Annotated in this window: 16 protein-coding genes; 3 read left to right on the top strand and 13 right to left on the bottom strand. The window is 71.9% G+C overall.

The features are described from left to right. Positions 1–4: 4 nt before the first annotated feature. Both rsmI and GC092_RS05575 read right to left on the bottom strand, forming a co-directional pair. A complete protein-coding gene (gene rsmI, locus GC092_RS05580; RefSeq protein WP_324014364.1) occupies positions 5–820 on the bottom strand; it encodes a 16S rRNA (cytidine(1402)-2'-O)-methyltransferase in 816 nt (271 codons plus the stop codon). Beyond that, positions 817–2,274, bottom strand: a complete 1,458-nt coding sequence (locus tag GC092_RS05575) for a DUF4407 domain-containing protein (RefSeq protein WP_324014363.1) — start codon at positions 2,272–2,274, stop codon at positions 817–819. Before GC092_RS05575 ends, rsmI begins: the two co-directional genes overlap by 4 nt. A gap of 113 nt (positions 2,275–2,387) precedes the next feature. Between GC092_RS05575 and GC092_RS05570 the strand changes: the two genes are divergently transcribed. Then, positions 2,388–3,935, top strand: coding sequence for a dolichyl-phosphate-mannose--protein mannosyltransferase (locus GC092_RS05570; RefSeq protein WP_324014362.1), 1,548 nt, complete (start codon positions 2,388–2,390; stop codon positions 3,933–3,935). 57 nt (positions 3,936–3,992) lie between these two features. Here GC092_RS05570 and GC092_RS05565 read toward each other — a convergent pair whose 3' ends face one another. From GC092_RS05565 to GC092_RS05525, 9 genes are all read right to left on the bottom strand, one after another. Continuing rightward, positions 3,993–5,168: a glycoside hydrolase family 1 protein gene (locus GC092_RS05565; protein ID WP_324014361.1), complete on the bottom strand. Its 1,176-nt coding sequence runs from the start codon at positions 5,166–5,168 to the stop codon at positions 3,993–3,995. A 44-nt stretch (positions 5,169–5,212) separates the two neighbouring features. Then, positions 5,213–6,916, bottom strand: a complete 1,704-nt coding sequence (locus GC092_RS05560; RefSeq protein WP_324014360.1) for an ABC transporter ATP-binding protein — start codon at positions 6,914–6,916, stop codon at positions 5,213–5,215. Beyond that, positions 6,913–7,827, bottom strand: a complete 915-nt coding sequence (locus tag GC092_RS05555; RefSeq protein ID WP_282978545.1) for an ABC transporter permease — start codon at positions 7,825–7,827, stop codon at positions 6,913–6,915. The genes GC092_RS05560 and GC092_RS05555 overlap by 4 nt, the downstream gene beginning before the upstream one ends. Continuing rightward, positions 7,824–8,804, bottom strand: a complete 981-nt coding sequence (locus GC092_RS05550; RefSeq protein ID WP_282978547.1) for an ABC transporter permease — start codon at positions 8,802–8,804, stop codon at positions 7,824–7,826. Before GC092_RS05550 ends, GC092_RS05555 begins: the two co-directional genes overlap by 4 nt. Continuing rightward, positions 8,801–10,462 (bottom strand): ABC transporter substrate-binding protein, encoded by a 1,662-nt coding sequence (locus GC092_RS05545; RefSeq protein WP_324014359.1) that lies wholly within the window; start codon positions 10,460–10,462, stop codon positions 8,801–8,803. Before GC092_RS05545 ends, GC092_RS05550 begins: the two co-directional genes overlap by 4 nt. A gap of 154 nt (positions 10,463–10,616) precedes the next feature. Further along, positions 10,617–11,717, bottom strand: coding sequence for a LacI family DNA-binding transcriptional regulator (locus tag GC092_RS05540; protein ID WP_324014358.1), 1,101 nt, complete (start codon positions 11,715–11,717; stop codon positions 10,617–10,619). A 145-nt stretch (positions 11,718–11,862) separates the two neighbouring features. Next, positions 11,863–12,699, bottom strand: coding sequence for an aldo/keto reductase (locus GC092_RS05535; protein ID WP_282978551.1), 837 nt, complete (start codon positions 12,697–12,699; stop codon positions 11,863–11,865). Between the two features lie 49 nt (positions 12,700–12,748). Beyond that, positions 12,749–14,023, bottom strand: a complete 1,275-nt coding sequence (locus GC092_RS05530; RefSeq protein WP_282978552.1) for a glycosyltransferase — start codon at positions 14,021–14,023, stop codon at positions 12,749–12,751. A 136-nt stretch (positions 14,024–14,159) separates the two neighbouring features. Next, positions 14,160–16,430 carry a glycoside hydrolase domain-containing protein gene (locus tag GC092_RS05525; protein WP_324014357.1) on the bottom strand — a complete coding sequence of 757 codons (2,271 nt, stop codon included), beginning with the start codon at positions 16,428–16,430 and terminating at the stop codon, positions 14,160–14,162. Between the two features lie 85 nt (positions 16,431–16,515). On the opposite strand from GC092_RS05525, the gene GC092_RS05520 reads away from it, so the two are divergent. Next, complete coding sequence (locus GC092_RS05520; RefSeq protein WP_324014356.1) at positions 16,516–17,244, top strand: ribonuclease H family protein; 729 nt, start codon at positions 16,516–16,518, stop codon at positions 17,242–17,244. On the opposite strand, the gene GC092_RS05515 is transcribed toward GC092_RS05520, so the two are convergent. Continuing rightward, a complete protein-coding gene (locus tag GC092_RS05515) occupies positions 17,210–18,100 on the bottom strand; it encodes a DUF817 domain-containing protein (protein ID WP_324014355.1) in 891 nt (296 codons plus the stop codon). The two genes, GC092_RS05520 and GC092_RS05515, sit on opposite strands and share 35 nt — an antisense overlap. A gap of 61 nt (positions 18,101–18,161) precedes the next feature. On the opposite strand from GC092_RS05515, the gene hrpA reads away from it, so the two are divergent. After that, positions 18,162–22,121, top strand: a complete 3,960-nt coding sequence (gene hrpA / locus GC092_RS05510; protein WP_324014354.1) for an ATP-dependent RNA helicase HrpA — start codon at positions 18,162–18,164, stop codon at positions 22,119–22,121. Between the two features lie 5 nt (positions 22,122–22,126). Here hrpA and GC092_RS05505 read toward each other — a convergent pair whose 3' ends face one another. Further along, positions 22,127–22,849, bottom strand: a complete 723-nt coding sequence (locus GC092_RS05505; protein ID WP_324014353.1) for a DUF1361 domain-containing protein — start codon at positions 22,847–22,849, stop codon at positions 22,127–22,129. Positions 22,850–22,853 lie beyond the last annotated feature (4 nt).

The following is a 22,853-nucleotide window of genomic DNA, read 5'->3' as shown; positions in this document are numbered from 1 at the left end:
CGCGTCAGCGCGCCGCGAGCGCGGCCTGATACAGCTCGCGCGATGAGCGCCCGGTCGCTGCGGCGACCTCGGCGGCCGCCTCCTTGAGGCGGCCGCCGTCGGCGACGAGCGCGAGGACCTGGGCGACCGCGTCCTCGAGGGGCGTCTCGCGCCGCTCCGACCCGGCCACGACGATCGCGAGCTCGCCGCGCACACCGGCCTCGGCCCATCCGACGAGCTCGTCGAGCGTGCCGCGCGCGACCTCCTCGTGCAGCTTGGTGAGCTCTCGCGCGACGACCGCCCTGCGGTCGCCGCCGAACGCGGCAGCCATGTCGGCGAGCGTCTGCGCGACGCGCGTGGGCGCCTCGAAGAACACCATCGTGCGCGGCTCGGCCGCGAGCGCCGCGAGGGCGCGACGGCGGTCACCGGGCTTGCGCGCGGGGAAGCCCTCGAAGGTGAAGCGATCGGTCGGGAGACCGGACACCGCGAGGGCCGCGAGCACGGCCGACGGGCCCGGAACGACCGTGACGTCGACTCCCGCAGCGGCCGCGGTCTGCACGAGTCCGTAACCCGGGTCGCTCACGGTCGGCATGCCCGCATCGGTCAGCACGACGAGATCCTCGTCGCGCGCGAGCTCCACGAGCTCGGCCGCCTTCTGCCGCTCGTTGTGGTCGTGCAGGGCGATGAGCCGCGGACGGTTCGCGATGCCCAGCCCGGCGAGAAGGCGCTGCGTCGTGCGCGTGTCCTCGGCGGCCACGACGGGCGCCTGCTCGAGCAGCTCGACGAGGCGGCGCGACGCGTCGCCGAGATTGCCGATGGGCGTCGCGGCGAGGATGATCACCCCGCCAGCCTAGGCGCCGAGATGATGTCGGCGCGGTCGCGGAACCCGTCCGCGTTCACGCGCTCCTCCGCGACCTGCTTGCGCACGGCGGCCGCCTTCTCGTACAGCGAGGGATCGCCGAAGCTCGTCAGCACCTTCACGAGCACGGGGAGGAGCTCGATCATGAGGAAGAGCGCGGCGATGAGGAGATGCGCCCACCAGATCGCCGGCTCCTTCTCCGCGAGCCGGTTCAGCCCGCTGATCTGGCTGAGGAGCCCGATCGCGCCGGCGTTCGTCTCGGCGACGGATGCCGCCCGCGCGTTGTACGCGGCGAGCGCCGCGTCGTACTCCTGCTGCGCCGCGGGCAGCTGGTCCTCCGCCGCCTGGCGGTTCGCGGCCTCGGATGCCGCGGCGTTCTCGCCCGCAGCCGTCTCGGCTGCCGCGAGGGCCTCGTACGCCTCGCGCAGCTGGGCGGCGAGGTCGTCATAGGTCGCCTGAGCCGCCGCGAGCTGGTCCTGCGCGGCATCGGAGCTCGCGCCCTCCCCCTGCACGCCCGTGCAGCCGGCGACCTCGCCCGCTCCTGTACCGTCGAGCTCGCACTGGTAGAGAGCGCGCGCCTCATCGATCACGGTCTGCTGCGCCGCGAGCTTCTCGGTGAGGTCGTCGACCGTCGCCTGCGCGGCGGCCTGCGTCGCAGAGGCCGAGTCGGTGCCCGCGACGATGCCCGTCGCGGCCTGGTTCTGCAGCTCGCCCAGGCGCGCGGTCGCGGCGTCGAGCGCCTGCTTCTCGGGACCGGAGTCGAGGGCCGCCTGGTCCTCCTGCGACTGCACGATGTTCGTCGACGCGACCTCCTGCGCGATGTCGTTGCGGAAGGCCTGCAGCACGACGGGCTCCGCGACGACGACGCCGATGAGGAGCGCCATGATGACACGCGGCAGCGCGAGCCCGACGAGGCGCGCGATGCTGCGGGTCGCGGTCATCGTCGACGTGAGGAACCGGTCGAGGTTGAAGATGATGCCCGCCCAGACGATCGCGAGCGGCACCGCGAGCCACACCGAGACCTGCACGCCGGTCGTGAGGGCGAAGAGCATCGACAGCGCGGACACGAGCGCGGTGCCGAGCAGCACGAAGAACATCTGCACGAACCGGGGCGTCTCGGTCGGGACGGTGTCGAGCACGTGCCCGTCCGCGCCGCCGAGGATCGCGAGCATGCGCAGACGCGAGCCGGGCGTGCGCGGCGCACGCGCCGCGCGACGTCGCGGAGCGCGCGGCGTCGGCTCGGGCTCGGCAGACACCTCAGCGGGGCGCTCGTCGACCTCGATCGGCTCGGTCGGGGCGGTGGCGGTCTCGGGGAAGAACTCCCGTTCGAGGTACAGGGCTTCCTCGTCGGGAGCGGCGCCGTTCGGGTCGTCGTCGGGGAGGATGATCCGCCCCTGCGAGTCGTAGCGTCCCGGGCGATGCGCGGAGTAGGACATCCCGTCAACATACGAAGCCCGCCTGGGTGAGCGTTGTCAGGACCCTTGGAGCGGACCCGGCCGGGGAGTCGCCCGCCCCCGGGCGCCTCGCGCCCGCGCACTACGCTGGAGCCGTGACGCACGCGCTGCCCGAGGCATCCCCCCGCGACAGAGCCCTCACGGCCATCCGCCAGCACGCGGGCTGGCTGGTGCCCTCGGCTCTCACGCTGCTCGCGGGCCTCCTGCGCATCGTCGGACTCGGCCATCCCCACGAGCTCGTCTTCGACGAGACCTACTACGTCAAGGACGCCTGGACGCTTCTGCATCTCGGCTACGAGGGCACATGGCCCGAGGGCGCGAACGAGAGCTTCCTCGCGGGCGACACCGACGTGTACTCGGCGGATGCCTCCTTCGTCGTGCACCCGCCCCTGGGCAAGTGGATCATCGCACTGGGGCTCGCGGTCTTCGGCGCCGACTCGGGATGGGGCTGGCGGATCTCGACCGCCGTCGTCGGCACCCTCCTCGTGCCGCTGCTCTCCCTCGTCGCGCGCCGCCTCACCGGCTCCATCGCGGTCGCGGGTGTCGCGGGGCTCCTGCTCGCCATCGACCCGCTCGCGGTCGCGATGAGCAGGGTCGCGCTGCTCGACGGCATCCTCGCTCTCTTCGTGCTCCTGGGCTTCTCCTTCCTGCTGCGCGATGTGCAGGAGACGCGCGATCGCGTCCTCCGCGATCAGACCGAGGCGTGGGGGCCCGTCGTCTGGGCGCGCCCCTGGCTCCTCGCCGCGGGCGCCGCGTTCGGCGCCGCGACCGCCGTCAAGTGGTCGGGCATGTACGTCATCGCGGGCGTCGGGATCGGACTCGTCGTCCTCGACGCGCTCTGGTGTCGCCGCGCGGGCGTCCGCGAGTGGTACTTCTCCGCGATCCTCCGCCAGGGCCCCGTCACCTTCCTGCTGCTCGTGCCGGCCGCCGCCGTGGTGTACCTGCTCTCGTGGAGCGGGTGGCTCGTCACGACCGGCGGGTACGACCGCGCGAGCGACGCGAACCCGCTGGTCGCCCTGTGGAACTACCATCAGGCGGTCTACGGGTTCCACGTGGGGCTCAGCGCGAGCCATCCGTACGCGAGCCCCGCGTGGCAGTGGCCGCTCCTCCTCCGCCCGACCGCGATGTGGCTGACGCGCCCCGAGGTCAGCACGACGACCTGCGCGTGGTCGACCGACTGCATCGGCGTGATCGGCAGCATCCCGAACCCCGTCGTCTGGTACGCGGGGATCGCGGCCGCCCTCTTCCTCGTCTGGCTGCTCATCCGCACCCGCGACGCCCGATTCGGCTTCCCGCTCGCGGGGATCGCCGTGACCTACCTGCCCTGGCTGCTCTACCCCGAGCGCACGGTGTTCCAGTTCTACACGGTCGTCATGCTGCCGTTCGTCGTGCTCGGACTCGCGGTCGCGCTGCAGCATCTGACCCGCTCGCGGCAGCCCGACCTGCTCCCGTTCCCGACGGATGCCGAGGTCGCCTTCGCGACGGAGGCCGCCGATCGCGAACGGCGCGCGTGGCGCATCGCGGCGGCCGTGTTCCTCGCGGTGGCCGTCGTCGTGGGCGCGTTCTACCTTCCGCTCGCCCTCGGGATCGTCGAGCCGTTCCCGCTCTGGCAGCTGCACAACTGGCTGCCCAGCTGGGTCTGATCCCGCATGCGCGAGACCCCCGGAGCGCGCGCTCCGGGGGTCTCGTGCGTCACGCGCTCAGCCGTCGAGGCCGTTGCGGCGCGCGACCTCGCCGAGCCAGGCCAGGCTCGGCTTCGGCGTGCGCGCGAAGGTCTCGCGGTCGAACGCGATGAGGCCGAACGTCGGCCGGTACCCGCTCGCCCACTCGTAGTTGTCGAGCGCGCTCCAGTGCTGGTAGCCGCGCACGTCGATGCCGTCCGAGATCGCGCGGTGGAGGCCCTCGAGCGCTCCCCGCGTGTAGGCGACGCGTCGCGTGTCGTCCGACGTCGCGATCCCGTTCTCCGTGACGAGGATGGGCGTCCCGCCGGACAGCTCCCATGCCGAGCGGACGCCGAGCTCGAGCGCGTCGGGGAAGAACTCCCAGCCGGTGAGCGTCGTCTCGACGCCCTCCGCGACGGGCAGCGGGCCCTCCGGCCCGATGAACGTCCGCGTGTAGGCCTGCACCCCGACGAAGTCGTCACCCGCGGACTGCTCGAGGTACCAGAAGTCGCGCGGATGGCCGTACTCCTGCAGCTTCTCGTCCGCGCCGAGCTCGCCCGTCGAGTGGAACGCCTGCGTCGCGATGGTCCAGCCGGCCTTGATGCCCGGCACGGACCGGAGGATCTCGGCGGATCGACGGTGGGCGGCGAGCAGGGTGTCGGCGACGCCGAGGTCGGGATGCGGGAGCCCGTACGCGACGAGGTTCGCGGCATCCTCCCCGCCGGCGAGCATCGCGGCGATGTTCGGCTCGTTGATCGTGCACACGTGCTCGACCCCCTCGAGGATCGGCAGCACGGTCTCGGTGTAGCGCGCGAACAGGTCGACCGCGTCGTCCGCACGCCAGAAGCCGTCGTCCTGGAACCAGCGCGGCACCGTGAAGTGCATGAGCGTCACGGTCGGGTCGAGCCCCGTCTCGCGCGCCGTGTCGATCATCCGCCGGTAGTGGTCGAGCGCGGCGCGCGAGACGAACCCGCGCTCGGGCTCGATCCGCGCCCACTCGATCGAGAACCGGTAGGAGTTCAGGCCCGCTTCCGCGAGGAGGCGCATGTCCTCCGGGTAGCGGTGATAGTGGTCGGCGGCGTCGCCCGAGGGCTCCACCATCGGGGAGCCGGGAGCGTGCTCCATGACCCACCAGTTGCTGCCGACGTTGTTCCCCTCCACCTGATGCGCCGCGGTCGCGGCGCCCCAGAGAAAGCCATCGGGGAATGAGAGCACGGATGCTCCTCTCGCTGTTTCAGTTTCGGATGCCGCCCGCGCGCTCAGCGCGCGCGAGCGGGGTTCGGCACGGCGTCCAGGAGGCCGATCGTGTACGGGTCCTGCGGATGCTGCAGCACGTGCGCGGTCTCTCCGCGCTCGACGACGCGCCCCTGGTCGAGCACGAGGATGTTCTCGGTGACGAGGCGGGCGCTCAGGAGGTCGTGCGTGATGTAGAGCATGCTGATGCCCCAGCGCTCGCGCAGGTCCTCGAGGAGCGCGAGCACGCCGGCGCGCAGCGACACGTCGAGCATCGACACCGGCTCGTCCGCGATGAGCACCTGCGGATCGCTGGCAAGCGCACGGGCGATGACGACGCGCTGCCGCTGCCCGCCCGAGAGCTGGTGCGGGAGCTTGGCCGCGAACTGCTCGACGGGGGTCAGCCCCACGGTCTCGAGGAGCTCGAGGACACGGGCGCGCGCCTCGACTCCGCGCAGCCCCGTGTAGTTCACGACGGGGCGCGTGAGCGTGTACTCCACCGTGTGGAGCGGGTTCAGCGCCGCGTAGGGGTCCTGGAACACCATCTGCACGTCCTTGCGCAGGTCGCGCAGCCCCTTCCGGCGCAGCGACGGCACGTCGACGTCGCCGAAGCGGACGACGCCCGACGTCGGCTTCTCGACGCCCGTGATGAGCTTCGCGAGGGTCGACTTGCCCGACCCCGAGGCGCCCACGAGGGCGAGCGACTCCCCCGGCTCGAGCCGGAACGACACGTCGTCGACCGCGGTCACGGGCGGCTGTCCGCGGCGCGGAGCGGGGTAGGTCTTCGACACGCTCTCGACCGCGATGGCCGCATCCGCGCGGCGGGTTCCGCGCGACCCGACCGTGGGCACGGTCTCGGTGCCCTCGGCACGCGTGGCGCCCTGCGCCTTCCGCGTCGCGAGGTCGACGAAGCCCGGGATCGAGATGTGCGCAGCACGCGGATCCGCGTAGTGGCTCAGCAGCATGCGCGTGTACGGATCCTGCGGGCGCTCGAGGATGTCGCGGCTCGGCGCGTCCTCGACGATGCGGCCCTCGTGCATGACCAGGACGCGGTCGGTGGCCTCGAGCACGATGCCGAGGTCGTGGCTGATGAGGATCGCGGTGAAGTCCTCGGCGCGCTGGAGAGCCTGGATCGTGTCCATGACCGCGTGCTGCACGAGCACATCCAGCGCGGTCGTCGGCTCGTCGAACACCATGAGCTGCGGCTCGAGCGACAGGGCGATCGCGATCGACGCCCGCTGGCGCATGCCGCCCGAGAGCTCACCCGGGTAGCGGTCGAGCGCCTCGGGCCTCAGCCCCACCTTGGCCACGAGCTCGCGCGCTCGCGCCTCGCGCTCGGGGCCGGCGACGTGGCCGTGCGCGGCGAAGACGTCGAGGAAGTGGCTCCGGATCGTGCGGACGGGGTTGAGCGCGTTCATGCCCGACTGGAGCACCATGGCGAATCCGCCCTGCCGCTGCCGGCGCAGCTCCTCGGCGTCGAGCTCGCGGATGTCGCGACCGCCGAAGAGGATGCGCCCGCCGCTGATCCGCGCCGGCGGCTTCTGCAGCCGGGTGAGCACGAAGCCGAGCGTCGACTTGCCCGACCCCGACTCCCCCACGAGGCCGACGAACTCCCCGCGCCGCAGCGTGAACGAGACGTCGTCGACGGCCGTGACGGGCGCCGCTCCCGGCGACGCGTACTCGACCGACAGTCCCTGGACATCCAGCAGGATCTCGCGCTCCATGCTCATCGCCCCTTTCCTTCCCGCAGACGCGGATTCGAGATGCCGTCGACGCCGAAGTTGATGAGCGTGAGGCTCAGGGCGAGGAGGGCGATGCAGAGGCCGGGCGCGAACAGGAGCAGCCACTGGCCGGTGAGGAGGGAGTTGGAGTTCTGGGCCCAGTAGAGCATCGTCCCCCAGCTCACGATGCTCGAGTCGCCGAGCCCCAGGAACTCGAGACCCGCCTCCGCGAGGATCGCCGCCGTCGCGGCCCCGAAGAGCGTTCCGGCGATGATCGAGGTCATGTTGGGGAGGATCTCGCGGAACACGATCCGCGCGGGACCGTCGCCCGAGAACTGCGCCGACGCGACGAAGTCCCGTCCGCGCAGGGACTGCGTCTGGCTGCGCAGCACCCGCGCTCCCCACGCCCATCCGGTCACGACGATGACGGCGACGATCATGAGCATCCCGCCGTTCTGCAGGTAGGCCGCGATGACGATCATGAGCGGGAGCCCCGGGATCACGAGGAAGAGGTTGACCACGAAGCCGACGGCCTCGGCCGCGAACCCGCGCAGGTAGCCCCAGCTCAGTCCGATGAGCACCGCCACGACCGTGGAGAGGATGCCGGCAGCGAACCCGACCACGAGGCTCACCTGCGCGCCGTAGAGCAGCTGGCTGAGCACATCCTCGCCGGCCGCCGTCGTGCCGAGCCAGTGCTCCCACGATGCGTCGGCATTGCGCGGGAAGCCGTTGTCCTTGGGGCCGTACGGCGCGAGCACCGGCGCGAAGACGGCGGCGAGCGCGAACACGGCGAGGATGCACAGCCCGAGGCGCGCCTTGCCGTTGCCCCACAGGGTCGCGACCATGCGGCCGGCGGAGCGCCATGGGCGCGGCCCGGCGATCGAGCGCGGGGGCATCTTGACGTTCATGGTGGAGGTCATCGGCGAGTCCTTGGGTCCAGCACGCCGTACAGGATGTCGACGAGGAAGTTGGCGATGAGCACGCTGACCGTGATCATCAGGAAGAGCGCCTGCATGAGCGGGTAGTCCTGCCCGATCACGGCGTTGAAGAGCAGGTATCCGATGCCGGGGTACCCGAAGACCTGCTCGACGAGGATCGACCCGCCGACGACGCCGCCGAGCGTGAGGCCGAAGCCGGTGAGATTCGGCAGGATCGCGTTGCGCGCCGCGTAGCGGATGGCGATCGTCCGACCGCGCAGGCCGTTGGCCTCGGCGAACGTGACGTAGTCCTCGCCGAGCGTGTTGATCATCGCGTTGCGCATGCCGATGATCCACCCGCCGAGCGAGGTCAGCAGGATCGTGAGCGCCGGCAGCGCGGCGTGCCGGACGAGGTCGGCGACGAACTCCCCCGTGAATCCCGGTGTCGTGGTCGCCGCGTACGCGCCGGTGGTCGGGAACCAGTGCAGCACGTACCCGAGGAAGAACAGGAGCAGGAGCGCGGTCCAGAAGTACGGGAACGTGCTGAGGAAGGAGCCCGTCAGCGTCGGCAGCGCATCGAGCCAGGTCCCGCGCTTCCACGCCGCGAGCACGCCGATCAGGGTGCCGATGACGAACGCGAGCACCGTGACGATGCCGACGAGCCCGATCGTGTAGGGCAGCGCCGTCGAGACCATGCTCGAGACCGTCTGCGGATAGAACGTGTACGAGACGCCGAAGTCGAGCGTGACGACCTGGCCGAGGTACGCGACGTACTGGTCCCACAGGGATCCGCTCGGCACGCCGAGCTGCGCCTCGATCGCCGCCCGCGTGGCCTCGGACACCGGGCCGTTCTGCGAGAGCTTGGCGAGAGCGGCATCGGCGGGAGAGCCCGGCATCAGGCGGGGCAGGAAGAAGTTCAGGGTGATCGCGGCCCACAGCGTGAGAGCGAACAGGCCGAGCTTCTGGAGCAGGTACTTCACTGGTCTCCCTCCACCCGGTCCAGGCGCGGGAAGATCGCGAGCGGGGCCGAGTCGTAGTTCTGGGGGATCATGTACGGGTCCTCCGCCGAGGGCCAGCCGGTGAACTTCGCGTCGTTGAAGAGCCCCCAGCTGCCGCCGTAGTAGAGCCCGATCACCGGCAGCTCGTCGTAGACGATGCCCTGCAGCTCGTGGACGATCTCGGTCTGCCGCTGCGGGTCGACCGTCGAGCGGTACTCGGTGAGGAGCGCATCCGCCTCGTCGGAGCGGAACCGCTCGAAGTTGTTCGCGGTCGTCTCGCCGCTCGGCACGTAGAAGTCGCTCGAGAGCAGGCTGTTGAACGACTGGTACACCTCGCCGTTCCCCATGCCGCCGATCGCCATCTCGAAGTCGCCGTTCGCGATCGCGCTCTGGTAGCCGGCCGGCTGCGGCAGCTCGAGGGAGACCTTCACGCCGACCTCGGCGAGCTGGCGCTGCACGGCCTGCGCGGCGCGCGTCCAGTCGGAGTAGCCGTTCGCCGTCGTGAGCGAGAACGAGAGCTGCTCCCCCGCGTCGTCGACGAGGCGGTCACCCTCGAGCTCGTAGCCGGCCTCCTCGAATGCCGCGAGCGCCGCGTCCTGATCCTGCGCGAGGACGCCGCTGTCGGGAATCGTCGGATCGAGGTACTCCTCCTGATTGGGGAGGATGAGGCCCGTCTGTCCGGCGGGCTCCATGTAGCCCTCCGACGCGGTCTCGGCGATCTCCTCGCGATCCAGCGCGAGCGCGATCCCGCGTCGCACGCCGACGTCGTCGAACGGCTCGCGCTCGAGATTCGGCACGAGCGAGATGATGCCGACGGGAGGGAACCACCAGCGGTTGTGCGCGCTGGCAGCGCCCCAGGTGCCCTCGACGTCCGAGATGAAGGAGTAGGCCCAGTCGTAGCCGCGCGTCACGGTGTCGAGCTGGGTGTTCGTCGCGGGCAGGATGATGTGCTCGATCTCGATCGAGTCGGCCTGCCAGTACGTCGGGTTCCGGTCCATCGAGTACTGCTGGTCGCTGTAGTTGCCGAGCACGAACGGCCCTGTGCCGACCGGGTGCTCGTTGCGCCAGGTGCCGGGATCGTCGACCTCGGCCCAGATGTGCTCGGGGACCATGAAGGTCTTCCCGATGATCGACAGGGCGGGTGCGTCCTCGCCCTGCAGGCGGAACGTCACCGTCTGCCCGTCGGCCTCGACGCTCGCGAGGTGCTGCCACGCGCCGTAGATGTCGTTCGCGGGCGTCTTCTTGAGCATGTCGAACGTGAACGCGACATCGGCTGCCGTGAAGGGCTCGCCGTCGCTCCACTCGACGCCGTCGCGGAGGGTCATGACGATCGTCTCTGCGTCGGGCTGCTCCCACTCCGACGCGAGCCACGGCGTCAGCGACCCGTCGAGCGGGTTGACGAGGACGAGCGGCTCGTAGATCCACCGCGACGCGGTGCGCGTGTTCGTGAGATAGGGGTTGAAGGTGCGCGTGAACAGCGGGTTCCCGTGGTCGGCGTTGATGAGCATCGTGTCGTCGCCGATCGAGGGATCGGGCTGCGACGTGATCTGGATGCTGCATCCGCTCACCGCGAGCGCGACGGCGGCGAGCCCGGCGGCCGCCGCCCGCCGCCAGCGGCGGAGTCTGTGCGTCTTCGGCACGGTGTGACCTCGATGTCGTGTGTGTCTGGAGCACGGCTCCTCGTGAGGAGGAGGCGTTCGCGGAGGGTGTCCGCACGACGAGTGTAAGCGCATACATTGCCGCGCGCAACGGTCTGCGGGGTGCTCCGATCCGCACGACGGAGGCGAGCGCGCGTCAGCTCGCGCGCAGCGAGCTCTCGCGCAGGAGGATCTCGACCGGCAGCCGGACCGACACCGGCTCGGCGTCCGGCGCCTCGAGACGGTGCGCGAGCACCTGGATGGCGGCGCGCCCGAGCTCGATCATGGGCTGCCGCACGGTCGTGAGCGGGGGCGAGACGAGAGCGGAGGCGTCGATGCCGTCGAAGCCCGTGACGATCACGTCCTCGGGGACGCGGATGCCCGCGCTCGCGAACGCGTCCAGGGCCCCGAGCGCCATCTGGTCGTTCGACGACATGAGGGCGGCGGGAAGGCCGTGCGCGACGAGCTCCTCCCCCACGCGGCGCCCCGATGCCCGCGTGAAGTCCCCCCGGCGCACGTCGATCTCGTCGATGCGGAGTCCGGCCGCCTCGATCGCGCGACGGAAGCCCTCCCAGCGCTGCGCGCCATCTGGCGAGTCCGCCGGGCCGGCGAGGTACGCGGGAGGGCGCCCGTCGGTCTGCGCGAGGACGTGGCGCGTCAGCTCGGCCATGGCCTCGGTGTTGCTCACGGTGACGTGGTCGTGTCGGTCGCCGCGGCGGGGCCCTGCGAGCACGACGATGGGCACGCGCCGCGAGAGCCAGTCCAGCGCGTCGTCGGGGATGCTGCTGGCGAGGACGACGAGCCCGTCGACGCGACCGGCCATGTCGCGCACGGTCGAAGCTGACGGGTCGCCCCGCCCCACGCCCACCATGAGCACGAAGCCGCGCCGCCAGGCCTCGAGCTCGGCGCCGCGCAGCACCTCGTCCTGGAACAGCATCGATGCGCGGGCGTCGTCGCGCGGACCCGCGCCGCGGACGACCGTGAACGGCTCCCTGACCTCGTTCGCGAGCACGTCGAGAGCCGAGACGTCGTCGATCGCGTCGAAGCCCGGGAAGTACATGCCGAGCACGCCCGTGCGCCGCTCGGCGAGCCCGCGCGCGCTTCCGCTGGGCACGTACCCGAGACGCGAGACGGCATCGAGGACGCGGTCGCGCGTCTCCGGGCGCACCGCCTCGGGGGTGCGCAGCACGCGGGACACGGTCGCGATCGAGACACCGGCGCTCTCCGCGACGTCGTAGACGGTGGGCGCCTTCGACACAGACCGCTCCTCCCGCATGCGCGCCGGACCACCCGGGCGCAGTTCAGGCTAGCCGCAACCCGGCGGACGCCCGGGGAGGAGGTGCGGCGGTGCGCAGACAGCACGCGGCCGCCGCCTCCGGGGAGACGGCGGCCGCGCGGTCGGCTCAGTTGAACTCGAGCGGGTGTGCGCCCACGCGCCCCGACCCGTCGAGGGGGTCGATGCCGTCGATGCGGGCGACCTCGTCGGCGGTGAGCTCGAAGCCGAACACGTCGAGGTTCTCGGCCATCCGCTCCTTGCGCGTCGACTTGGGGAACACGATGAAGCCCTTCTGCAGGTGCCAGCGGATGACCGCCTGAGCGGGCGTCACGCCGTGCGCCGCCGCCGCCTCGGCGACCGCCGGGTTCTCGAACAGCGGGTACTTGCCCTGGCCGAGGGGGCCCCACGACTCGATCTTCGTGCCGTTCTGCTCGGCCCACGCGAGCACATCCCGCTGCTGGTAGGCGGGGTGCAGCTCGATCTGGTCGACGGCCGGCACGACGCCGGTGTCCTTCACGATCCGGTCGAGGTGCTCGGGCAGATGGTTCGAGACGCCGATCGAGCGCGCCAGGCCCGCGTCGCGGATCTCGATGAGCTTCGCCCACGCGTTCGAGTAGGTGTCCTTCTCGGGCGTCGGCCAGTGCGTGAGGTAGAGGTCGACGTACTCGAGGCCGAGCTTGTCGAGGCTCTCGCGGATGGCGTCGTGCGGCTGCTCGCCCGACTGGCGGTCGTTCCAGAGCTTCGTCGTGATGAACAGCTCCTCGCGCGGGATGCCGCTCTTCGCGATGGCGGCGCCCACCCCCTCCTCGTTCCGGTAGATCGCCGCGGTGTCGATGTGGCGGTAGCCGAGCTCGAGGGCCTCGCTGACGGCCTGCTCCGCCTCCGCCGGCGGCACGAGGAAGACGCCGAAGCCGAGCTGGGGGATGTCGTGGCCGGAGTTCAGAGTCACTGCGGGAATGTTCATGTCTCCACCTTATTGAGCGCGAGGGCGGTCGGCGCCGGAAGATGCGGATTCACACCGCCGCCGCCTGGAGCGCGTCGACGCGCGCGAACAGCGCGTCGAACACGCTGCCGCGGTCGAACTGGAGCGCGTGCGCCCTGGCCCGCTCCTCCCACTCCGCGCGCTCGAGCACGTCCATCCCGATCGCGCGGTCGATCGCGGCCGCGATCTCATCGGGCGCGTCGACGCCGATGATGATCGCGGTGTCGCCGACGGCCTCGCCGACGCCGCCCGTGAGCGTGGTGATGGCCGGGCCACCGCCCGAGAGCGCCTTCTCGGCGAGCGCGATGCCGAAGGTCTCGATGAACTCCGGCCGCGGCTTCGTCGGGAGCACGTACGCGGCCGCGCCGGCGAAGAGATACGGCTTCTCGGCGTCGTCGACGTCGGTGAGGAACGTGATGCGGTCGGCGACCGGAGACGCCGCGGCGAGCGCGCGCAGCTCCTGCTCCTCTGGACCGCGACCAGCGATGACGAGCCGGCGCGTCGCGGGGGCGCTCGATCGCGCGAAGCCCTCGATGAGGTCGTCGACGCCCTTCGCACGAGCGAGCCGCGAGAGGTAGAAGACGTAGCCGTCGCGCTCGAGGCCCCGCTGGGCGAGGCGCCGATCGACCTCGGCGCCGTCGAGATCGAGGAACAGCGAGGCGTCGATCGCAGGGTACGAGATCGCGATCCGCTCCTCGCAGCGCGCGGCGTACCGCGTGCCGTGGCGCGCGTCGAGCACGCGCGCCTCCTCGACGATGAGGTCCTTCGTGTACTGCGACACCGCGACGCACACGTCGCTCGCGAGATACGACTCGAGCACGTGCGCCGCCGCGCCGAAGCGGCCCTCGTTCACGCACTGGCGCACGACGTTCGTCACGTCGGATCCGACGGCCTCGGCCACCGTCACGACGTCGACGGGAAGCCCCGTGCGGCGCGCGACCGAGACGGCGTCGCTCACGGCCGTCGTGTGCGGGCTCAGGTAGAGCGACATCGCGACGGTCGGCACGCCGTCGGTGAACAGCTCGACGAGGCGCCCGACGAGACCTCCGATGTACCGCCCGTCGACGACCTTGTAGTCGCCGACCGGCTCGGGGCGCTCGACGAGGATCCCGGGGCTGTACGGGAGCACCGACTCGAGCGGCTTGAGCGGCAGCCCGGCCGACTCGAGGCGCTCGATGGGCCAGGTCACGATGCGCACCTCGTCGAAGCCGCGGGCGATGGCGGCCTCGGCGAGGTTCCGGGCCTCCCCCGAATGGCCGCAGATCACCGGATCGGCGCGGACGACGATGACGAGTCGACGGGTCATGCTGGCTCCTGTCCGAGGGGGCGGATGGTCGTTGATCGCGGGCGATCTGCGCGCGAGTTCGGGCGATGATACGACACGCATGTGTCGGCTGCGTGCGCGGTCTGTGTCGCGCGGTCGATCGACCCCGCCGCCCGGCTCAGCGCAGCGACCGCGAGCTCGGCGAGGCCTCGTGCGGATGCGACGGCGGCCGGCTCTCCCGGCCCCAGTCGCCCGGCTCGTCGCCCAGGTCGACCTCGAGCACTCCGCCCGCGCGCAGCTGGGCGCCGGAGAGCCACGGCGCGTGATGCGGACGGCCGTCGAGGCGCATCCCCTGCACGTACTGGGGAGCCGTGTCCCGCCCCACCCGCCGGAATCCCGTCGTCTGCACGACGAGCTCGCTCTCGCCGCCGAGGTCGATGCGCGCCTCGGGCCAGGCCGGGGCGTTGAGGAGCACGAGGTCCTGACCGGCGACCGGGAACATCCCGAGCGAGGCCCACACGACCCACGACGAGAGCCCGCCCGAGTCGTCGTTCCCCGGGAGGCCGCCGGGGCCCGTGCCGAACATCTGGTGCAGCGCCGCGTGCACGATCTCGGCGGTGCGGTCGGGGCGGCCAGCGTAGGTGTAGGCCCACGGCGCGTCCATGTCGGGCTCGTTGTTGAGCCCCTCGAAGCGGCCGAGCGCGTACCCGCCCTCCATCTCGACGTCGCCGGGGCCCACGCCGGGCTGGCGGACGGGAGCAGCGCCGAACCCGAAGAAGCGGTCGAGCATGCCCACGAACGCCTCGTCTCCGCCGGCGAGCGCGATGCGCCCCGCCATGTCGTGCCCGATCCGGAACGAGTAGTTGTACTTCGTGCCCTCGTAGAACGTGGAGTCGCGCAGCAGCCCCGTGTCGAGATCGAACGCGTTGCGCCAGCGTCCGGCGAGCGCGAGGCACTCCTCGCGCACGCGACGGTCGCCGACGGCGGCGGCCACCTGGGCCGTGCACCAGTAGCCGAAGGCGATGTCGAGCGTGTGCGTGATCGGCTCGGCGCGACCGTGGGTGAGGAAGTCCTCGCCGTACGTGCGGCGCAGGTCGGAGAGCATGTGCACGAGCGCCCAGTCCCAGTCGATGCCCTCGAAGCCGGCGAGGCAGAGGTCGGAGAGGAACGTGTGCGCGAGCGCGCTCGCCTGGCGCGCGAAGCGGTCCGAGCCCTTGGCCATCCGGTACCCGATCGGGAAGTTGCCCTCCTCCTCGCAGATCGTCACGAGGGCGTTCCCGAGCTCGACCGCCCGATCGGGGCGCAGCAGGGTGAGCAGCGGCAGCTGCGTGCGGTAGATGTCCCACATCGTGCAGAGGTCGTAGACGAACGGGCCCTCCGACGGCCAGAACGGGCTCTCGCCCATCGCGAGCGACGGCTTGATGAGCGAGTGGTACAGCGCGGTGCCGAAGACCGTGCGGCGCTCGCGCGTCTCGGCCTTCCGCGCCTCGCGGTCGGGCTCGCGCGGGTGCTCGGGCGGATCGGAGAGGCGGATGGCCCCGAGGTGCTCGGTCCATGCGAGCTGCGTCGCGGTGCGACGGTGGGCGAAGCCGCTGCCCTCCGGGCAGTCGGCGCGCAGGTTCCGCGCCGCGCGCTCCACGCCGCGCAGCGAGAACCCGATCCTCAGCTCGATCGTCTGCCCCGCCGCGGCCGGTCCCGCCCACATGAGCCCGAAGGGGCGGAGCGTGGTCGGGCGGATGGCGTCGAAGTCGAGCCGCTTGCCGCCCGGCATGAGCCGGCGGTCGTACCAGAGCAGCTGGCGCCATCCCGGTGCGTCGGCCTCCATGTGCATCGCGAGGGGCGCGCCCTCGACGACGATCTCGCCCTCGGCGTGCCCGGGGGCCGTGGACTCGAGGTGCGCGCGCAGCGGCACGGTCGCGCCGTACGGGATGTCGAGGCCGCCGAGGGACAGGTCGACGACGAGCCGCGCGTCGCGGTGCTTCGGGAACGTGTAGCGGTGCACGGCGCTGCGCGGCCCGACCGTCACCTCGCAGCGGATGCCGCTCGAGAGCGTGCAGGCGTAGAAGCCGGGCGCGGCGGCCTCGTCGGACACGTCCCATTGCTCGCCGAGCGCGTCGAGCGAGCCGAGCATGGGCGTCACGCGGACGTAGTTGTAGTACTTGCGGATGGCGCCGGTGCCGCTCTGCTGGAAGTGCGTGATGCCGCTCGCCACGGGCCGGTCCCGCAGGCGCGGGGGCACGCCCTCGGTCGCGAGGTCGTACTCGCCGTACCCCGTGGGATACGCGCCCGAGTATGCGCACGCCGAGACCATCCCGAGCGGGAAGGTGGCGCCCGGATGCGTGTTGCCGATCTGCGGCTTGGGCCACCACCACGACGCCGCGATGCCGCGGGGCTCGGGGAGATCGGCCGGCTGGGTCCCGATGAACGGATCGACGTCTGCGAGCTTCACGCGCCCGACGCTACCCCCGCCCCGCGTCGGTCGTGTGACGAACCGTCGCGCGGGAGATGTCAGCGCAGGAAACTACGCTGGCGGGATGAGAATCACCGCCGCCGCAGACGGCTCCGCCCTCGGGAACCCCGGTCCGATGGGGTGGGCCTGGTACATCGACGACGAGCGCTGGGCGGCGGGCGGCTCGCCCCACGGCACGAACAACCAGGGCGAGCTGCAGGCCGTGCTCGAGCTCCTGCGCGCCACGGCCGACGCCGGCATCGCCCTGCTCATCGAATGCGACAGCCGGTACGTGATCGACTCCGTGACGAAGTGGATGCCCGGGTGGAAGCGGAAGGGATGGCGCAAGGCCGACGGCAAGCCCGTCCTGAACCGCGAGCTGCTGCAGGGGATCGACGAGGCCATGCAGGGCCGCGACGTCGTGTTCTCGTGGGTGAAGGGCCACGCCGGCCATCCGCTCAACGAGGCGGCCGACGAGCGCGCGAACGCGGCCGCCCAGGCGTTCCAGCGCCGCGCGGAGCCGAACCGGGGCCCGGGCTTCGCCGCCGACCCGGTCGAGGGCGTGTCGGGCGGTGCCGTCGTCGCTCCCGAGCCGCCTGCCGCGTCCGGGCCGTCTGCCTCCGCGGCTCCGGCGCCGACCGCGGTGGACGAGGCGCTGTGGGGTGCCGACGACGAGCTCGCCCTCTTCCCGGCCCCCGAGGAGGAGATGGTCGAGCTGCGCCTTCTCCTCGCACCGGACGAGCTCGCGCGTCTGCGCGCGCGGGCCGCCTCGTGGGGCATCAGCCCCGAGGATGCGCTGCGTCGTCTGATCTGACCGGAGGCTGCGGGCGGTACACGAAGGTCACGAGGACGACCGAGATCATCATGAGCAGCAGCCACGCGACGAGCTTCGAGATCGAGACCGGCTGCCATCCGTCGGCCTGATCCGGGTAGATCCACGCGCCCGCCGCCGTCCCGACGTTCTCGGCGATCCAGATGAAGAAGGCGACGCCGACGAACGCGGCGAGCACGGGCATCCGCCGCCAGGGCCGCGTGCGGTGGTTGCGGAAGTGCATCGTGCAGCGCGCATAGAGCGCGACGACGACGGCGAGAAGCACCCACCGCGCGTCGGGCAGGAAGTGGTGCGCGAAGAAGTTCGCGTAGATCCCGATCGCGACCACCGCGGTCGCCCAGATCGGCGGGTAGCGCTCGAAGCGCAGCTCGAAGAGGCGGAAGACGCGCACGAGGTACGAGCCGACGGCCGCGTACATGAATCCCGTGTAGAGCGGCACGCCCGCGATGCGGAGCACGCCGCCGTCCTCGTACGACCACGACCCGACGTCGGTCTTGAAGATCTCCATGGCGGTGCCGACGACGTGGAACAGCAGGATGACCCACACCTCGCGGCCGCTCTCGAGCCGCGCGAGGAGCATGATCGCCTGGATCGCCACGGCCGCGATGACGAGCGCGTCGGTGCGCGCGAGCGCGGCGTCGTCGGGGTACCACAGGCGCGCCGCGACGAGCGCCGCGAGCATCGCCGCCCCGAAGATGCACGCCCACGCCTGCTTGAGCACGAACACCGTGAACTCGACGAGGCCGCGGAGCAGGGCTCCCCCGGGCTCGAGCCGCTCGAGCCGACGGTGCGCCCAGGCATCGATCCGCTGCTCGACCGAGGTGAACGCCCGTGACATGCGGTCGATCCTAGGGTCGGCGCGTGCACGCGCTCCCAGCGCACCTCTAAACTGGAAGGCTATGTCCTCCCCCGTCATCGCCTACCCGCCCGAGCTGCCCGTCAGCGCGGCGCGCGACGAGATCGCCGCGGCCATCCGCGACCACCAGGTCGTCATCGTCGCGGGCGCCACGGGGTCGGGCAAGACCACCCAGCTGCCGAAGATCGCCCTCGAGCTCGGGCGGACGTCGATCGCGCACACGCAGCCGCGCCGCCTCGCCGCGCGGACCATCGCCGAGCGGGTCGCCGAGGAGATGCAGGTCGAGCTCGGCGGACTGGTCGGATACAAGGTGCGCTTCACCGACCAGGTGTCGGACGCGACGCGCATCGCGCTCATGACCGATGGCATCCTCCTCAACGAGATCCACCGCGACCGGCTGCTGCGCCGCTACGACACGGTCATCGTCGACGAGGCGCACGAGCGGTCGCTGAACGTCGACTTCCTCCTCGGCTATCTCAAGCGCATCCTGCCGGAGCGGCCCGATCTCAAGGTCGTCATCACGTCGGCGACGATCGACCCCGAGTCGTTCGCGAAGCACTTCGCGGAGCCGGACGGCACACCCGCCCCCGTGATCGAGGTCTCGGGGCGCACGTTCCCCGTCGAGATCCGGTACCGGCCGCTGCTCGCGGACACGACCGAGGACGGCGAAGCGCCGACACCCCGGGCGTCGACCGAGGGCGGCGACGAGCCGAGACCCGACGAGCGGCCGTACGACGTCGAGGACGACGTGTCGGCGATCGTGCAGGCCCTGCGCGAGCTCGAGCGCGAGGCCCCGGGCGACGTGCTCGTGTTCCTGCCCGGCGAGGCCGAGATCCGCGACGCGGCCGACGCCGTCCGCGGCGCCTTCCGCAGCGAGACCGCGCCCGTCGAGGTGCTCCCCCTCTACGGCCGCCTGAGCTCGGCCGAGCAGCATCGGGTCTTCGAGCGCTCGACGGTCGCCGGCCTCAGGCGCCGCATCGTCCTCGCGACCAACGTCGCCGAGACCTCGCTCACCGTGCCCGGCATCAAGTACGTCGTCGACACCGGCACCGCGCGGATCTCGCGCTACAGCAACCGGGCCAAGGTGCAGCGCCTTCCGATCGAGGCGGTGTCGCAGGCGTCGGCCCAGCAGCGCTCGGGTCGCGCCGGCCGCACGAGCGCGGGCATCGCCATCCGCCTCTACGCGCACGACGACTTCGCGCGGCGCCCCGCGTTCACCGAGCCGGAGATCCTGCGGACGAGCCTCGCCTCGGTGATCCTGCAGATGCTGTCGCTCGGGTTCGGCGACATCTCCGAGTTCCCGTTCCTCACCCCACCCGACTCCCGCGGCGTGCGCGCGGCCCTCGACCTGCTCGTCGAGCTCGGGGCCGTGCACCCGGCGCGCGATGGCGGGCAGCCGCGGCTCACGCGCATCGGCCGCGACCTCGCCCGGCTCCCGATCGATCCCCGCTTCGCGCGGATGCTCGTGGAGGCGCAGCGGAACGGCACGCAGCGCGAGGTGCTCGCGATCGTCGCGGGCCTGTCCATCCAGGATGTCCGCGAGCGCCCCGAGGAGCAGCGTGAGCAGGCCGATCAGGCGCACGCGCGGTTCGCGGATCCGACGAGCGACTTCCTCACGCTGCTCAACCTCTGGGACCACCTCCAGGAGCAGCAGCGCGCGCTCGGCTCGAGCGCGTTCCGGCGCCTGTGCCGCACGGAGTTCCTCAACTACGTGCGGGTGCGCGAGTGGTTCGACGTGCACCGCCAGCTGCAGGGGCTCACGCGCGGGCTCGGCCGTCGCGGCGAGCGCGATTCCGCCCCGCGGCGGGAGGGCGCGGCGGACCCCGCCGCCGTGCATCGCGCGATCCTCGCCGGCCTGCTGTCGCAGATCGGCGTGCTCGACGAGCGCGAGGCGAAGAAGGACCCGCGCTCGCGCGGCGCCGAGTACCGCGGCGCGCGCGGCGTGCGCTTCTCGGTCTTCCCCGGCTCCGTGCTGCGCAAGCGGCGCCCGCAGGCCGTCATGGCGGCTGAGCTCGTCGAGACCTCGCGCCTGTTCGCGCGGACCGCGGCCGCGATCGATCCGGCCTGGGCCGAGGACCTCGCAGGCGACCTCGTGAAGCGCCAGGTGTCGGAGCCGCACTGGTCGAAGGACTCGGGCGCCGCGATCGCGTACGAGAAGGTCACGCTGTTCGGCGTCGAGATCGTCCCCCGCCGACGCATCCCGTTCGCGCGCGTGGATCGGCCGGCCGCCCGGGAGGTCTTCCTGCAGCACGCGCTCGTCGAGGGCGAATGGGACGCGCATGCCCTGCCGCAGCAGGTCACCGCGTTCCTGCGGCAGAACGCCGACCTCCGTCGGCGCCTCGAGCGCCTCGAGGACCGCGAGCGCCGCCGCGACATCCTCGCCGGCGACGAGGCCGTCTACGCCTTCTACGACGCGCGGATCCCCGCTGAGGTGTTCGACGTCCGGTCGTTCGAGAAGTGGTGGACCGACGCGCGCGCTCGCACGCCGAAGCTCCTCACGATGCGCGAGGCCGACCTCGTCGACGGCGCGGCGACCGCCGACGCGCGGGACTTCCCGACGCGCTGGACGCAGGGCGATCAGACCCTGAACCTCGCGTACCGCTTCGAACCGGGCGCCGAGGACGACGGCGTCACGGTCGTCGTGCCGCTCCCGCTGCTCGCATCGCTGCGACCCGACGGCTTCGACTGGCAGGTGCCCGGCTTCCGCGACGAGCTCGTCACGGCGCTCCTCAAGGCGCTGCCCAAGGCCATCCGCCGCCACGTCGTGCCCGCGGCCGACTGGGCCGCGAAGCTGTCGGAGGAGCTGGCAGGACGGGGCCCCGAGGACAGCGCGGGTCTTCCCGCCGAGCCGCTGCTCGACGCCCTCGCGCGGCTCGTGCAGCGCGCGGCGAGCCAGCCGGTGTCGCCCGCCGACTTCGATCTCGAGCGCGTGCCGTCGCACCTGCGGATGTCGTTCCGGGCGGTGGATGCGCGCGGGCGCGCGATCGCGTCCGATCGCGACCTCGCGTCGCTTCAGAGGCGGCTCGCCGAGCGCACGCGCGACAGCGTCGCGAAGCAGATCGCGCGCGGCGGAGCCCGCGGCGAGCGCCGTCGCGGCGAGGCCGCCGTCGCGGCGGCGTCGGGCATCTCCGCGCCCTCCGCGGGCATCGAGCGCGCCGGCCTGTCGGACTGGACCTTCGGCGAGCTGCCGCCGGTCGTCGACACGCGCGTCGCGGGCGGCGTCGTCCGCGGCTACCCCGCACTCGTCGACGAGGGGCAGACGGTCGCGCTGCGCGTCGAGGCGACACCCGAGTCGGCCGCCCGTCTCACCCGCGCCGGTCTGCGCAGGCTCGTGCTGCTGCAGGTGCCCTCGCCCGCGTCGTACGTGCAGGAGCACCTCACGGCGAACGAGAAGCTCGCCCTCGCCGCGTCGCCGTACGCGTCGGCCAAGGCCCTCATCGAGGACTGCCGAGCGGCGGTCGCCGACGCCGTCCTCGCGCGTCATGGCGAGGTGCGCGACCGCGCGGCATTCGAGCGCGTGCGCGACGAGGTCTCGCGCGGCTCGGTCGACGACGTCTTCGCGTGCGTCTCGCTCGTCGCGCGCATCCTCACCCTCGCGCGGGAGGTGGAGCGTGCGATGAAGGGCGCGACGTCGATGGCGCTCCTCGGCGCACTGAACGATGTGCGCGGTCAGCTCGCTGGCCTGATCTTCCGCGGCTTCGTGTCGGCGACGGGCGTCGAGCGCCTGGCGCACCTGCCCCGGTATCTCGAGGGCGCCCGGATCCGCCTCGAGGCGCTCCCCGACAATCCCGGCCGCGACCGCGCCTGGATGACGGAGTTCGAGCGCGCGCGGGCCGTCTTCGACGAGGCGGGCGGGGCCATCCCCCTGCCGCAGGATGCTCCCGCGCACCTCGAGCGCGCACGCTGGCTGCTCGAGGAGTTCCGCGTGAGCCTGTTCGCGCAGCGTCTCGGCACGGCCGAGGCGGTGTCGCTCCCGCGCATCGCGAAGGCGCTGAAGGGCTGAGGGGCTCAGGCGGCCAGGGCGCCGAACCCGAGGAGGTACGTCGGGACGTAGATGAGGGCGATGAGCACCGCGTGCGTGAGCACGAACCCGCCCGCTTCGAGGGCCTTCCCGCGCTGGCGCAGGTGCGCGCGCAGCTTGCGGAGCAGCGAGACCGGATGGCGCACATCCCAGCTGTTGAACCGGAGGTAGCGCCCGAGGTAGACGCCCACGGCGCCGAGCACGATGATGACCGCCGCGAGCGCCCAGCTCGACGCGGGCACCGCGCCGAGCGCGTTGGGCTCGACGAGCGCGAGGAAGGCCGTCTGCACGACCGCGAGGCTGAGCACCGCGTTCGCGATGCCGGAGAGCGTGAGTGTGAGGGTCTGCACGATGTCGTACCAGAGGGGCACCGGGTCGCCGTCGCGGCGGTGACTGAAGTTCAGCTCGGTGATGAGATAGATCGAGTTCGGGAAGAGCAGCACCCACACGATCGCGCCCACGACGACGTACACCCACACCGCGACCGCCGCGGCCCGTGGCCGCAGCGCCGTGAGCGACAGCAGCGCGGGGAGCCCGAGGAGCCCGGCGACCGCGACGAGCGAGACGAGCACCGGAACGAAGGAGAGGCCGATGTTCAGCAGCATCGGCCGGTAGAGCGGCACGCCGTACACCGCCGATCGGAGCCTCACGAGCACGATCGCGTAGATGTTGAGCAGGACGACGGCGATGCACGCGACGAGGACGGCCACGCCA

It is taken from the genome of Microbacterium sp. JZ37, assembly GCF_035188445.1.
Taxonomy (GTDB): Bacteria; Actinomycetota; Actinomycetes; order Actinomycetales; family Microbacteriaceae; genus Microbacterium; species Microbacterium barkeri.
Note: the sequence above shows the minus strand (reverse complement) of the source record. Positions and strands in the feature narration are given on the sequence as shown.

Bases quoted from the DNA above. Each gene is read 5' to 3' on its own strand.
- GC092_RS05560 (WP_324014360.1), bottom strand. From the start codon at position 6,916: ATGAGCATGGAGCGCGAGATCCTGCTGGATGTCCAGGGACTGTCGGTC.
- GC092_RS05575 (WP_324014363.1), bottom strand. From the start codon at position 2,274: ATGTCCTACTCCGCGCATCGCCCGGGACGCTACGACTCGCAGGGGCGG.
- hrpA (WP_324014354.1), top strand. From the start codon at position 18,162: ATGTCCTCCCCCGTCATCGCCTACCCGCCCGAGCTGCCCGTCAGCGCG.
- GC092_RS05535 (WP_282978551.1), bottom strand. From the start codon at position 12,699: ATGAACATTCCCGCAGTGACTCTGAACTCCGGCCACGACATCCCCCAG.
- GC092_RS05530 (WP_282978552.1), bottom strand. From the start codon at position 14,023: ATGACCCGTCGACTCGTCATCGTCGTCCGCGCCGATCCGGTGATCTGC.
- GC092_RS05515 (WP_324014355.1), bottom strand. From the start codon at position 18,100: ATGTCACGGGCGTTCACCTCGGTCGAGCAGCGGATCGATGCCTGGGCG.
- GC092_RS05555 (WP_282978545.1), bottom strand. From the start codon at position 7,827: ATGACCTCCACCATGAACGTCAAGATGCCCCCGCGCTCGATCGCCGGG.
- GC092_RS05520 (WP_324014356.1), top strand. From the start codon at position 16,516: ATGAGAATCACCGCCGCCGCAGACGGCTCCGCCCTCGGGAACCCCGGT.